Annotated in this window: 13 protein-coding genes; 8 read left to right on the top strand and 5 right to left on the bottom strand. The window is 64.8% G+C overall.

Features of this window, described 5'->3' with window-relative positions:
* The first annotated feature begins 132 nt into the window (after window positions 1–132).
* Window positions 133–1,362, top strand: a complete 1,230-nt coding sequence (gene hemA, locus IC762_RS03945) for a 5-aminolevulinate synthase (protein WP_195787349.1) — start codon at window positions 133–135, stop codon at window positions 1,360–1,362.
* A gap of 158 nt (window positions 1,363–1,520) precedes the next feature.
* Window positions 1,521–5,030 carry a PAS domain-containing hybrid sensor histidine kinase/response regulator gene (locus IC762_RS03940; protein ID WP_195787348.1) on the top strand — a complete coding sequence of 1,170 codons (3,510 nt, stop codon included), beginning with the start codon at window positions 1,521–1,523 and terminating at the stop codon, window positions 5,028–5,030.
* A 165-nt stretch (window positions 5,031–5,195) separates the two neighbouring features.
* On the opposite strand, the gene IC762_RS03935 is transcribed toward IC762_RS03940, so the two are convergent.
* Window positions 5,196–5,870 carry a response regulator transcription factor gene (locus IC762_RS03935; RefSeq protein WP_195787347.1) on the bottom strand — a complete coding sequence of 225 codons (675 nt, stop codon included), beginning with the start codon at window positions 5,868–5,870 and terminating at the stop codon, window positions 5,196–5,198.
* Window positions 5,871–6,190: 320 nt separating this feature from the next.
* Between IC762_RS03935 and IC762_RS03930 the strand changes: the two genes are divergently transcribed.
* Complete coding sequence (locus tag IC762_RS03930) at window positions 6,191–7,819, top strand: MFS transporter (protein ID WP_210338455.1); 1,629 nt, start codon at window positions 6,191–6,193, stop codon at window positions 7,817–7,819.
* 54 nt (window positions 7,820–7,873) lie between these two features.
* On the opposite strand, the gene IC762_RS03925 is transcribed toward IC762_RS03930, so the two are convergent.
* Entirely contained in the window at window positions 7,874–8,347 is a 474-nt protein-coding gene (locus IC762_RS03925; RefSeq protein WP_195787345.1) for a secondary thiamine-phosphate synthase enzyme YjbQ, read from the bottom strand.
* Between the two features lie 46 nt (window positions 8,348–8,393).
* A complete protein-coding gene (locus IC762_RS03920; protein WP_195787344.1) occupies window positions 8,394–8,906 on the bottom strand; it encodes a hypothetical protein in 513 nt (170 codons plus the stop codon).
* 463 nt (window positions 8,907–9,369) lie between these two features.
* Here IC762_RS03920 and IC762_RS03915 point away from each other — a divergent pair, with 463 nt between their 5' ends.
* From IC762_RS03915 to IC762_RS03895, 5 genes are all read left to right on the top strand, one after another.
* Complete coding sequence (locus tag IC762_RS03915; RefSeq protein WP_195787343.1) at window positions 9,370–9,741, top strand: AtpZ/AtpI family protein; 372 nt, start codon at window positions 9,370–9,372, stop codon at window positions 9,739–9,741.
* 72 nt (window positions 9,742–9,813) lie between these two features.
* Window positions 9,814–10,563: a F0F1 ATP synthase subunit A gene (locus IC762_RS03910; protein WP_195787342.1), complete on the top strand. Its 750-nt coding sequence runs from the start codon at window positions 9,814–9,816 to the stop codon at window positions 10,561–10,563.
* Between the two features lie 55 nt (window positions 10,564–10,618).
* Window positions 10,619–10,849: a F0F1 ATP synthase subunit C gene (locus tag IC762_RS03905; RefSeq protein ID WP_016847054.1), complete on the top strand. Its 231-nt coding sequence runs from the start codon at window positions 10,619–10,621 to the stop codon at window positions 10,847–10,849.
* Between the two features lie 117 nt (window positions 10,850–10,966).
* The gene (locus IC762_RS03900; RefSeq protein ID WP_195787341.1) at window positions 10,967–11,533 is read left to right on the top strand and encodes a F0F1 ATP synthase subunit B; all 567 of its coding nucleotides are present in this window, start codon (window positions 10,967–10,969) and stop codon (window positions 11,531–11,533) included.
* A gap of 4 nt (window positions 11,534–11,537) precedes the next feature.
* Complete coding sequence (locus IC762_RS03895; protein ID WP_195787340.1) at window positions 11,538–12,023, top strand: ATP F0F1 synthase subunit B; 486 nt, start codon at window positions 11,538–11,540, stop codon at window positions 12,021–12,023.
* Between the two features lie 80 nt (window positions 12,024–12,103).
* Here IC762_RS03895 and IC762_RS03890 read toward each other — a convergent pair whose 3' ends face one another.
* Both IC762_RS03890 and IC762_RS03885 read right to left on the bottom strand, forming a co-directional pair.
* On the bottom strand, window positions 12,104–12,757 hold the full coding sequence (locus tag IC762_RS03890) for a hypothetical protein (RefSeq protein WP_195787339.1): 654 nt from the start codon (window positions 12,755–12,757) through the stop codon (window positions 12,104–12,106).
* A 108-nt stretch (window positions 12,758–12,865) separates the two neighbouring features.
* Entirely contained in the window at window positions 12,866–13,453 is a 588-nt protein-coding gene (locus IC762_RS03885; RefSeq protein ID WP_195787338.1) for a GNAT family N-acetyltransferase, read from the bottom strand.
* Between the last annotated feature and the right edge of the window lie 56 nt (window positions 13,454–13,509).

Genomic DNA, 13,509 nt, shown 5'->3' with positions numbered 1-13,509 from the left:
AACGCGCCGGACTAGGGCAATTTGCCCAACCGCGACGCATGCCCAGATGTGAGCCAATGCATAGACATTAGAGCTGGAAAAGCTCTAAGAAGAACGATCTATGCCGGTCAGGTTCCGCTGTTGGGTTTGCCGATGGATTACAACCAGTTCTTCAAGTCCGCCCTCAATCGCCTCCATGACGAGAGGCGCTACCGCGTGTTCGCCGACCTCGAGCGCATCGCGGGCCGCTTCCCGCACGCCACCTGGCATTCGCCCAAGGGCCAGCGCAATGTCGTGATCTGGTGCTCCAACGACTATCTCGGCATGGGCCAGCACCCGAAGGTGGTCGGCGCCATGGTCGAGACCGCGACCCGGGTCGGCACCGGCGCCGGCGGCACCCGCAACATCGCAGGCACCCATCATCCGCTGGTGCAGCTCGAGGCGGAACTTGCCGATCTCCACGGCAAGGAAGCCTCGCTGCTGTTCACCTCGGGCTACGTCTCGAACCAGACCGGCATCTCGACGCTCGCCAAGCTGATTCCGAACTGCCTGATCCTGTCGGACGCGTTGAACCACAATTCGATGATCGAGGGCGTCCGCCAGGCCGGCTGCGAGCGCCAGATCTTCCGCCATAACGACACAGCCCATCTCGAAGAGCTCCTGATCGCCGTCGGCCCCGACCGGCCGAAGCTGATCGTCTGCGAGAGCCTCTATTCGATGGATGGCGACGTCGCGCCGCTCGGCAAGATCTGCGATCTGGCCGAGACATACGGCGCCATGACCTATGTCGACGAGGTCCATGCGGTCGGCATGTACGGCCCGCGCGGCGGCGGCATCGCCGAGCGCGACGGCGTGATGCACCGGATCGATATCCTCGAGGGCACGCTGGCGAAGGCGTTCGGCTGCCTCGGCGGCTATATCGCCGGCAAGGCCTCGGTCATCGACGCCGTGCGCTCCTATGCGCCGGGTTTCATCTTCACGACAGCGCTGCCGCCGGCGATCTGTTCGGCCGCGACCGCCGCGATCCGGCACCTGAAGGCCTCGAGCTGGGAGCGCGAACGCCACCAGGACCGCGCCGCCCGCACCAAGGCGATCCTGACCGCCGCCGGCCTGCCCGTGATGTCGAGCGACACCCATATCGTGCCGCTGTTCGTCGGCGATCCCGAGAAGTGCAAGCGCGCCTCCGACCTCCTGCTCGAGGAGCACGGCATCTACATCCAGCCGATCAACTATCCGACGGTCGCCAAGGGCACCGAGCGGCTGCGCATCACGCCCTCGCCCTACCACGAGGACGGCCTGATCGACGCGCTGGCGGAAGCCCTGCTGCAGGTCTGGGACCAGCTCGGCCTGCCCCTGACCAAGAAGCCGCTGGCCGCCGAGTAACCCTATCCTGTTCTGACCCGAAATAGGGGCCGGCCGTGCGATGCGCGGCCGGCCCATTCCGTTTATACTCCCGCACCCGGCCGCTTTATTAGGGCATGATCTTTTCGGAAAACCGCTTCCGGATCATGCTCCCCGGCCGGGTAGGGAGATGAGCAGCGATGCTGCACGACTGGGGCGTGATCGCCACGGCGTTCGCCTACATCGGATTGTTGTTCTTCATCGCGAGCCGCGGCGATCGGATTCCGCCGGGCGAGCGCAGTCGTGCCAGCCAGTGGATCTACCCGCTGTCGCTCGCGATCTACTGCACCTCCTGGACCTTCTTCGGCTCGGTCGGCTTCGCCACCCGCACCAGCGTCGACTTCCTCGCGATCTATGTCGGCCCGATCGTGATGGTGGGGTTCTGCACGCCGCTGCTGCGCCGCGTGATCGCGCTCGCCAAGTCCCAGAACATCACTTCGATCGCCGATTTCATCGCCGCGCGCTACGGCAAGAGCCAGGCGGTCGCCGCGACGGTAGCGCTGATCGCGATCATCGGCTCGGTGCCCTACATCGCGCTGCAACTGAAGGCGATGGCATCGTCGCTGGAGACGATCCTGAGCGAGGACCAGGCGTTCTCGAAAATACCGATCATCGGCGACATCGCGCTGATGGTGACGCTGGCGATGGCGGTGTTCGCGGTGCTGTTCGGCACCCGCCACAGCGACGCGACCGAGCACCAGCACGGCATGATCCTGGCGATCGCGACCGAATCCATCGTCAAGCTGGTCGCCTTCATCGCCGCCGGCGCCTTCGTCACCTTCTGGATGTTCTCGCCAGTCGAGCTCTACGAGCGCGCACTGAAGACGCCGGAGGCGGTGCGCGCGATCGAATATGTGCCGTCGATCGGCAACTTCCTGATCATGACGCTGCTGTCGTTCTGCGCGATCATGCTGCTGCCGCGCCAGTTCCACGTCAGCGTGGTGGAGAACTCGACCAGCGCCGATGTCGGCCGTGCGCGCTGGCTGTTCCCGCTCTACCTCGTCGTCATCAATCTGTTCGTGATTCCGATCGCGATCGCCGGCCTCATCATCTTTCCGTTCGGCGCGGTCGATGCCGACATGTTCGTGCTGGCACTGCCGATGGAAGGCAATTCGCAGCTGCTCAGCCTCGCCGTGTTCGTCGGCGGCCTGTCGGCGGCGACCGCGATGGTGATCGTCGAATGCGTCGCGCTGTCGATCATGGTGTCCAACGACATCGTGCTGCCGCTGGTCTTGCCGCGCAGCGACAGTGCCCGCGTCGGGCAGAAGGATTTCGGCGACTTCCTCCTGAAGGCGCGCCGCTTCTCGATCTTCGCCATCATGGTGATGGCCTATTTCTACTACCGCGCGCTGGGCAACACCCAGTTGGTCGCGATCGGCCTGTTGTCGTTTGCCGCGATCGCCCAGCTGGCGCCGGCGTTCTTCGGCGGCCTGTTCTGGCGTCGCGCCACCGCACGCGGCGCCATGGCGGGCATGCTGGTCGGCTTCGCGGTGTGGCTCTACACGCTGTTCATCCCGAGCTTCCTGGAAAACTCGACCGCCGGCCTGATGCTGTTGCAGCACGGGCCGTTCGGGATCGAGGCGCTGCGGCCGCAGGCGCTGCTTGGCGCCGATCTGCAGCCGCTGGTGCACGGCGTGCTGTGGAGCCTTTCGCTCAACATCCTGACCTACGTCCTGTTCTCGCTGGCGCGCGCGCCGTCATCGATCGAACTGTTGCAGGCCGATGTGTTCGTGCCGAACGAGCTCGCCCCGATCGCACCGAGCTTCCGGCGCTGGCGCACCACCGTGACGGTCCAGGACATCCAGAGCACGGTGACGCAGTATCTCGGCCCCGACCGCGCCCGCGAAGCCTTCGTTGCGTTTGCCGCCGATCGCAACATCGCACTCGATCTGTCGGCGCCGGCCGATTTCGAGCTGCTGCAGCATGCCGAGCGCCTGATCGCCTCGTCGATCGGGGCGGCGTCGTCGCGGCTCGTGATGTCGCTGCTGCTGCAGCGACGCACCGTGTCGGCCAAGGCCGCGCTAAAACTGCTCGACGACTCCCACGCCGCGCTGCATTTCAACCGCGAGATCCTGCAGACCGCGCTCAACCATGTGCGCCAGGGCATCGCGGTGTTCGACCCCGACCTGCAGCTGATCTGCTCCAACCGCCAGTTCTCCGAGCTGCTGAGCCTGCCGCCGCATCTGGTCCAGCTCGGCATTCCTCTGCCCGAGATCCTGGAATTCATGGGCGCGGTCAGTCCGCCGCCGGCCGGCGACGGCGACAATCTGCTGCAGCTCCGCCTGCGCGCCTACACCACCGAGGGCGAGCCCTATCTGGAACGCTTCACCGACCGCCATTTGGTGATCGAGGTGCGCACCAACCGGATGCCGGGCGGCGGCCTCGTCATCACCTTTTCCGACGTCACCCCGAGCTTCGAGGCCGCCGAGGCGCTGGAGCGCGCCAATGCGACGCTGGAAAAGCGGGTGCGCGACCGCACCGAGGAGCTGACGCGTCTGAACTCGGAGCTCGCGCTCGCCAAGGGCCTCGCGGAAGACGCCAACGCCTCCAAGACCCGCTTCCTGGCCGCCGCCAGCCACGACATCCTGCAGCCGCTCAATGCTGCGCGGCTCTATGTCACGAGCCTGGTCGAGCGCCAGAGCGGCGGCGAGGATTCCCGCCTGGTCGAGAACATCGACGATTCGCTGGAGGCGATCGAGGACATCCTGGGCGCGCTGCTCGATATCTCCAGGCTCGATGCCGGCGCCATGACGCCGTCGATCACGAGCTTCCGGATAGCCGATTTGATGCGATCGCTGGAGATCGAGTTCATGCCGATCGCCCGCGACAAGGGCCTCGATCTGCGCTTCGTGTCGTGCTCGCTGGCGGCCGAATCCGACCGCTCGCTGCTGCGCCGGCTGTTGCAGAACTTCATCTCCAACGCGATCAAATACACCCCGCGAGGGCGCGTGCTGATCGGCTGCCGCCGCCGCGGCGACAGCCTCCAGATCAGCGTCTTCGACACCGGCGTCGGCATCCCCGTGCAGAAGCGCGGCGAGATCTTCAAGGAGTTTCATCGGCTCGAGCAGGGCGCCCGGATCGCGCGCGGCCTCGGCCTTGGGCTGTCGATCGTCGAGCGGCTGGCGCGCGTGCTCAACCACCGCATCGCGATCTCGGCCAATCTCAGCGGCGGTTCGGCATTCTCGGTCACGGTGCCGGTCGCGACCGCGGTCAACCACACCGCGGCCGTCACGACCGCCACGCCGCTGTCGAAGACGCCGATGAGCGGCGCGCTGATCGTCTGCATCGAGAACGATCCGGCCATCCTCGACGGCATGAAGACGCTCTTGACCGCCTGGGACGCCGAGGTGATCGCGGTGACCGATCCCGACGCTGCGCTCAGTGCGATCGAGGCAGCCGGCGGCCGCGTCACCGGTGTGCTGGTCGACTACCATCTCGACCGCGGCAACGGCATCGCCGCGATCCGCGAGATTCGCCGCCGCTTCGGCGACAACATCCCCGCGATTCTGATCACCGCCGACCGCAGCCCCGCCGTCCGCGGCGCCGCCCGCGAGGAGAACATCGCGGTGCTGAACAAGCCGGTGAAACCGGCTTCGCTCCGCGCACTGCTCGGACAATGGCGGACGCAGCAGATGGTGGCGGCGGAGTAGCGGCGGTCACGCGCGCGCGCGATCCTCATCCCGTCATCCTGAGGTGGCCGCTTCTTCAGCGGCCCTCGAAGGATCGACGGCCACCAGCCGGGCCGTGCATCCTTCGAGGCTCGCCGAAGAGGCGAGCACCTCAGGATGACGGTGTGAAGTTTGATCGGATAGTGGCTACGTCGACGGCGTGCCCTGGCGCCATTGGCCGCCGGCGATCTTGGCGGCGGCGATCACGGCTTGGGTGCGGCTTTCGACGCCGAGCTTCTGCAGGATCGCCGAGACATGGGCCTTGATGGTCGCTTCGGAGACGCCGAGCTCGTAGGCGATCTGCTTGTTGAGCAGCCCCTCCGACAGCATCATCAGCACCCGCACCTGCTGCGGGGTCAGCGTCACCAGGCGATCGCGGAGCCGCGTCATCTCGGGATCGCCGGCGGCAGAGAGATCGGTGTCCGGCGGAACCCAGACGTCACCCTCCATCACTTTCATGATGGCATCGCGCAACGTCTCGACGCCGAAGCGCTTTGGGATGAAACCGGAGGCACCGAAATCGAGCGAGCGGCGGATGGTTCCGATGTCGTCACTGGCGGAGACGATGACGACGGGGATCGCGGGATATTGAGCGCGCAGATAGATCAGGCCGGAGAAGCCGCTGATCCCCGGCATCGAGAGGTCGAGCAGGATCAGGTCGACCTCGGAGTCGCGCTCCAGCAGCGCGGTGAGATCCTCGAACGATCCGGCCTCGCTGATCGTGGCCGAACTCACCACGCTTCCCACCGCCTGCCGCAACGCATCGCGGAACAGCGGATGGTCGTCGGCGATGACAAGATGAGTATGGACAGCAGCAGTCATCTCAGTTCCACAAGCGGGTTTTGCAGAAACCGCGCGGTTTGGTTGTCGCCCGCGCGGAAGGATCACGCAAGCGCTCGCTAATGCCAGATGCCAACGCGGTTAACTCACACGCCTTGTGCGCCGCAACAGGCGCTAGCGGAAACGCCGCATCCTCCGCGGCTTCCTGACGTTAAGCTGCCTCCGTGCAAAAGCCAAAAGTCTTATTGGGGCGCATTTCACCGGGATGTTACCTTTGGCCGTAAGACCAGAGTCGATCCGGCCCGTTCGGGGAGGCTTTTGGGGCGCGAGGAAACACGTTCGGGGAGCGAAACACGATGACGATGGCTGCAGCCGCGGGCGGAAGCGTCCGCACAGGTGGAATGACCGCCGAGGAGAGAAAGGTCATTTTCGCCTCCTCACTCGGTACGGTTTTCGAGTGGTACGACTTCTACATCTACGGCACTCTCGGCGCGTTCCTCGCCAAATACTTCTTCTCGAACGTGCCGCCGAATGTCGGCTTCATCTTCGCGTTGCTGGCGTTCGCCGCGGGCTTTGCGGTGCGCCCGTTCGGCGCGCTGATCTTCGGGCGGCTCGGCGACATGATCGGCCGCAAATACACCTTCCTCGTCACCATGACGCTGATGGGCATCGGCACCTTCTTCATCGGCCTGCTGCCCGGCTATGACACCTGGGGTATCGCTGCTCCGGTCGTCCTCATCCTGCTTCGCCTCATTCAGGGCCTCGCGCTCGGCGGCGAGTATGGTGGTGCGGCCACTTACGTTGCCGAACACGCGCCTCCCGGCAAGCGTGGCTACTACACATCCTGGATCCAGACCACGGCGACCCTCGGTCTGTTCCTCGCGTTGCTGCTGATCCTCGGCATCCGCTCGTGGATGGGCGAAGCGTCATTCGGCGATTGGGGCTGGCGCATTCCGTTCCTGCTCTCCGGCGTCCTCCTGGTCGTGTCGATCTGGATCCGGTTGAGCCTGAACGAGTCGCCGGTGTTCCAGAAAATGAAGGAGGAAGGCAAGACCTCGAAGCGGCCGCTGGGCGAGGCGTTCGCCGAATGGTCCAACGCCAAGATTGCGATCCTGGCACTGTTCGGCGCCACCGCCGGCGAAGCCGTGGTGTGGTATGGCGGGCAGTTCTATGCGCTGTTCTTCCTGACCCAGACCATCAAGGTACCTGGCGTTCCCGCGCAAATCATGATCGTGGTCGCATTGGCGCTGGGCACGCCGGGCTTTGTCCTGTTCGGCTGGCTCTCCGACAAGATCGGCCGCAAGCCGATCATCCTGGCCGGCTTCCTGCTCGCGGCCCTGACCTACTTCCCGATCTTCAAGGGGATCACCCACTTCGCCAACCCGAAGCTCGAGCAGGCGCTCGCGTCCGCGCCGGTGACGGTCGTCGCCGACCCGAACGAATGCTCGTTCCAGTTCAAGGCGACCGGTACGGAAAAGTTCACGACGAGCTGCGACGTCGCCAAATCGGCGCTGGTCAACCTGTCGGTGAATTATAACAATGAGGTCGCTCCGGCCGGCACCAAGGCAAAGGTAAAGATCGGCGACCAGACGCTGGCGGCGGATAGCCCCGACTTCGCCAAGTCGTTGCCGGCTGCAATCAAGGCGCACGGCTATCCGGCCTCGGCCGATCCGAACGAGATCAACTACGTGATGACCACGGTCCTGCTGTGGCTCCTCGTGGTCTACGTGACCTTGGTCTACGCGCCGATCGCCGCCTGGCTTGTCGAGCTGTTCCCGAGCCGCATCCGCTACACCGGCATGTCGCTGCCGTACCACATCGGCAACGGCTGGTTCGGCGGCTTCCTGCCAGCGACCGCGTTCGCGATCGCAGCCGCGACCGGTAATATCTATTCCGGTCTCTGGTACCCGGTCGTCATCGCCCTGATGAGCCTGGTGATCGGCTTCCTGTTCCTGCCCGAGACCAAGGACGTCGATATCACCAAGACCTGATCCGTCGACATCACGATCCAATTGCATCGGCCGCGGAGCGATCCGCGGCCGATTTCATTTGATGGCGCCGATGAATTGTAGCACGACCTCGCGCCGGTGCGGCCGGGCACGGTGCTCGATCAGGTAGATGCCCTGCCAGGTGCCGAGCGCCATTTCTCCTTCAAGCACGGGAATCTGCAGCGAGGTCGACGTCAGCATGGTCTTGATATGCGCCGGCATGTCGTCGGGGCCCTCGGTGTCGTGACGCCAGCCGGCATCCTCCGGCGCGGCGCGGTCAAGCGCCGTCATCAGGTCAACCAGCACCGTGGGGTCGGCATTCTCCTGGATGGTCAGCGAGGCCGAGGTGTGACGTATGAACAGCGTCACCGCGCCTTCCACCGCGCGCGCCTCGCGCAGGAATTTGGCGACCTCGCGCGTGATGTCGGTGAAGCCCGCACCCGACGTCTCGACGGCGAGATGCGACGAGACGATGCTGGTCGCGGCGATTGAGGACGACGTCGAGCGGGTGACGGTTTTCGATGAGTTCATCCGTAATCTCTCATGATGTCGTCCCGGCGATGTGGGCAGCGCTGGATCAGATCTTGCCGCCATTGACGTCGCGCTGAACCCGGTTGGCCATCTCGATCAGCCGCCGCCAGGCACCTTCCAGAAACGACATCATGCGGTCCATGTCGCGGTCGCTCGGCAGCGGGATCTCGATCTTGCGCTCGCCCTCGGCTGTCTTCGGCTCCGGCTTCTTCAGCTGGTCGGATTTCGGCAATGCCTCGTCGGTCTTCGGCGTCGTGGCATCGCGTGCTGCCAGCGTCGCCTTCAGTTTGTCGTTGTCGGCCTGCAAGCGCCCGATCTCGGCATCAAGCGCGGCGCGTTCGTCGGGCACCGTGTAGCAGGCCCATCCGGAGCTGGAATTGCTGCAGGTCGACACCGCGCCGGTGCGCGTGTCGAGCCGCAGGAAGCCCTCGCCCGCAGGCGACAGCGTGTAGCGGCCGTTCTCGGTGTCGGGCGCCGGCTGCGCCATCGCCGCACCACCGGCAAGAATCGCAGCGGCAATCGCTATGGAGAGTTTCGAGGGCAACGTCGCTGTCGGCATGGCTCGCTCCGCCTCAACCAGATCCTGCCCCTGAGTACCAGACCTATAGGGCGCGCCGCTCGATTTCAACGCGTCAGCCAGTCGCCGCAACGTGTGCCAGCGCCGGCCAAGGAGCCTCAAGACGCAGACATTTGCATTGATATCGTAACGGCTTACGAGTTTACCAAGATCCCGCTGCCACGACTGGCCGGCATCCCGAAGCGCCGATGCGGAGACGCTGTCCGGCAGTCCCGGCAGTGCAGCGAAGCCGCCACAATCGTGCAGCCATGCGTGCAACCGGTTTGCACTGCGAACGCTGCGTCACTCTGACCTTGAACAACTCCGAATAAATGCAATTGAATCAAAGCAATAGCTGGTGAAGACGCAATCTTGACTTGATTGGACGCGGTCAGTATGGTCCGCGCGGCTTTGACGGGGACGAGCGCAATTTCCATCATCCGCGGCATCGGTTAGTGTTTGCAGCATGGCTGAGAACACCAACCACGGCGCAGGTGGACATCGCGATCCATCGTCCCCTGACGAAGCTGCGCTTTCCGCAAGGCTCGGAAGTCTCGATCATCGGCTGTCTGAAATTCGCGACAGCCGGAGAAGCAAGACTGATCAATCCGGTACTGAAAGCGGGGACAGTGCGGCCAGGGCTTCGGCAATGGCGCTCGGTTTTCGTCTTTCCTCGGAACTGATCGCGGGCGTTGTCGTCGGGGCGGCGCTTGGCTGGGGGGTCGACCGTTTGCTGTCGACATCGCCATTCGGCTTCATCGTGTTAACGCTGCTCGGCTTCGTCGCCGGCGTGGTCAACGTGGTGAGGTCTGCGGGCGTGGCCTCGGGCAAGCGTTGAGCGCTGGCGGGAAGTCATGACATTTGCAATTCGATTACCGGCAGAACGGCCGGTGGACCAAGAGCCGCGCGGATGAAAATCGACCCGATCCATCAGTTCAACATCGAGCCCCTGTTCACGCTCGGCCATATCGGCAACCACACGATCGCGTTCACCAATTCGTCGCTCTACATGCTGATCGCAGTGCTGTTGATCGCGCTGTTGATGCTGGCGAGCGGCCGTGAGCTGGTTCCTGGACGGCTGCAATCGGTCGCCGAGATCTCCTACGAGTTCGTCGCCTCGACGATTCGCAGCACGGCCGGCTCGGAAGGCATGAAGTTCTTCCCGCTGATCTTCTCGATCTTCATGTTCCTCTGCGTCTCGAACCTGGTCGGCGTCGTCCCCTACACCTTCACGATCTCAAGCCATCTGATCGTCACCGCAGCCTTGGCGCTACTGGTGTTCTTCACCGTCCTGATCTACGGCCTCTACAAGAACGGGCTGAAATTCTTCAAGATCTTCGTCCCCTCCGGCGTTCCGATCTACATCCTGCCGCTGGTCATGTTCATCGAGGTGTTGTCGTTCTTCCTGCGCCCGGTCTCGCACAGCGTGCGTCTGTTCGCCAACATGCTGGCGGGCCACATCGCGCTGAAGGTATTCGCGGGCTTCGTCGCGATGCTCGGCTTCTCGCTGGGCGCGCTCGGCTGGGTCGGCGGTGTGCTGCCGCTCGCGCTCACGATTGCGCTGTACGCCCTCGAACTGCTGGTCGCGTTCCTGCAGGCCTACGTGTTCGCGATCCTGACCTGCATCTACCTCAACGACGCCATTCATCCGGGACACTAAGCGGTCCGGGGAATCTCCACCCACCAATCCGTCTATCTTTCTCAAGGAGCTACATATGGAACCGGCAGCAGCAAAACTTATCGGCGCGGGCATCGCGTGCATCGGCATGGGCGGTGCGGGCGTCGGCGTCGGCATCATCTTCGGCAACTACCTCGCCGCTGCGGTGCGTAACCCGTCGGCCGCGCAGGGCCAGTTCGGCAACCTGATCTTCGGCTTCGCGGTGACCGAAGCGCTCGGCATCTTCTCGCTGCTGATCGCGCTGCTGCTGCTGTTCGTTCCGCTCTGATCCGAGCGGCAACCCGGTTCCGCTCTGGCGGTAACCCGGTTCCGCCCTGCGGTAACCCGTCGCGTCGCCCAAAGGTCGTCCCAAGGGCGGCGCGTTTGACAGCAACAGGAGAACACCATGGCTGAAAGTCATGGCGAGGCAAAAGGCCACGACGCCGGTGCCCACACCGAGGCCGATGGCGGACATCACGGCGGAGCCTTTCCACCGTTCGATTCCTCCAATTTCGCCTCGCAATTGGTGTCGCTGGCGATCGCGTTCGTCGCGCTCTACCTGATCGTGTCGAAGATCGCGCTGCCGCGCGTCGGTGGCACCATCGACGCACGACAGAACAAGATCGAAGGCGACCTGGCCGAAGCGCAGAAGCTGAAGGACGAGTCCGACGCGGCGCTGAAGGCCTATGAGACCGAACTGGCCAATGCACGCGCCAACGCGCAGGCGATCGGCAACGAGACCCGCGAGAAGCTGAACGCGGCCTCGGAAGCCGAGCGCAAGGCGCTGGAGGACAAGCTGGCCGTGAAGCTCGCCGACGCCGAGAAGCAGATCGCAACGACCCGGACCAGCGCCATGAGCAACGTCCGCGGCATCGCGGCGGATGCCGCCGGCGCCATCGTCCAGCAGCTCGCCGGCGTGACGCCGGATGCGGCTGCGGTGAACAGCGCCGTCGACGCTTCGCTGAAGGGATAGTCGGATGCTTTACGAACCGGAAACCTGGGTTGCGGTTGCCTTCGTCGTTCTGATGATCGTGTTCGCCTATCTCGGCGTCCATCGCACGCTGTTGACCGCGCTCGATCATCGCGCCGAACGCATCAAGGCCGAACTGGACGATGCCCGCCGCCTGAAGGACGAGGCCAACAAACTGCTCGGCGAGTACAAGGCCCGCCGTGCCAGCGCCGAGCGCGAGGCCCAGGACATCATCGCGAGCGCCAAGGCGGAAGCCGAGCGGATCGCGGCCGAGGCCAAGACCAAGATGGAGGATTTTGTCGCGCGGCGGACCAAGACCGCCGAGAGCAAGATCGCCCTCGCCGAGGCCCAGGCTGTCGCCGACGTCCGTGCCGCCGCGGCCAATGCCGCGGTCGCCGCCGCATCGACCATCCTGTCGCAGTCGGTCAAAGGCCCGGTCGCCGACGACCTCGTCGGCAAGGGCATCGCCGAGGTTCGCTCGAAGCTGAACTGAGGCAAATCCAACCAAAGCAAAAGGCCGGCGCGAGACGATCGCGCCGGCCTTTTGTTTGTCGAGGCGGCCGCGATACGGCGCTATTTCTTCTTGTGGGGCGCGCGCGGCTTCGGCTCGGGCTTCAGGGCCTGCGGGTCGAAGCCGACATAGAACACGTAGTCGTCGTTCTCCGCTGCCGACGGCGCCGGATAGGCGACGTCCTCGGCGACCAGGCTGAACGGCACGCTGCCGCTCTCGTCGACCTGGACCGCGGTCGTGTAGGCCTTGGTCATGATGGTCTTCTCGCCGACGCCGCCGCGCACCACGGCGACGCGCAACGGCACCTCGATGGTCGGCGGGGCGCCTGCCGGCCCCACGATCACCCGGCCCTGGATGCCGATCTTGGCGACGATCTGGCCGCTGTTCAGGCTGCATTGCCGCGCCATCTTGGTGATCGAGGCCAGGAACTTGATGTCGTTGCCGACCGCGTCCTTGCCGGGGTTGGCCACGGCATAGGTCGAGGCGCCGGCGCGCACCTGCACCGGCGGACAGGTCAGTTCGGCGGCACTGTCATCGAGCTGGGCCGGCGCCCTCGGCGCGGCCGCTTTGTCGGAATCCGAGGAGCCGCCGCCGAACAGGCTCTTGAAGCGGTCGCTCAACGACTGCGCGGACGCCGCGGACGCCCATAATCCGCAGCCGAGCCCGATCGACACCACAGCCGCAACCGCAAGCCTGCTCACGCCTCTGTCGCCCATCTCTTTTTCAGTAGCCTCCGGTTCCCAATTCAGCGGGCGAAATAACAGGGTAATGGCGGCGAAGCCAAGGCACTTCGGATGCGCAGGGGTCAGCCAAAAGGCGTACCATCAGCCGCGAAAATCCTCATGCAGCAGGCCGAACAACAGATGGTCCTGCCAGATCCCGTTGATGCAGAGATAGCGCCGCGCCAGCCCTTCCCGGGTGAAGCCGCATTTCTCCAGCACCCGGATCGACGGCCCATTGGAGGGGATGCAGGCGGCCTCGATGCGATGCAGATTGAGCTCGCCGAACAGCGACGGCAGCAGCACCCGCAGCGCCGTGGTCATGTAGCCGCGATGCGCATGGGGCTGGCCGACCCAGTAACCGATGGTGCCGGCCTGCACGATGCCGCGGCGGACATTGGCGAGCGTGATGCCGCCGATCATCACCCCATCCGATTCGCGGAAGACGATGAACGGATAGGAGCGGTCGGCCCCGATGTCCTCCGCGTAGCGCCGCAGCCGGCGGCGGAAGCCGGAGCGGGTCAGGTCGTCCGACGGCCAGATCGGCTCCCAGGGCGTGAGATAGGCGCGGCTGGATTCGCGCAGCTGCGCCCATTGCGGAAAGTCCGACATCGTCGGTGCGCGCAGCAACAGCCCGTGACCGCGCGGCATCAAGGCAGCCGGTCCGCTGGATGGCAAACGAAACAGGGCCATGGCCCACTACTCCCCCGCGACTTCCCCCTCGCCCCGCCCTTGCGGGGAGAGGGTTG

Origin of the sequence: Bradyrhizobium genosp. L (assembly GCF_015624485.1) — a bacterium.
Lineage (GTDB): Bacteria > Pseudomonadota > Alphaproteobacteria > Rhizobiales > Xanthobacteraceae > Bradyrhizobium.
The sequence above is the reverse complement of the archived record's forward strand: the minus strand, read 5'-3'. Positions and strand labels throughout refer to the sequence as shown.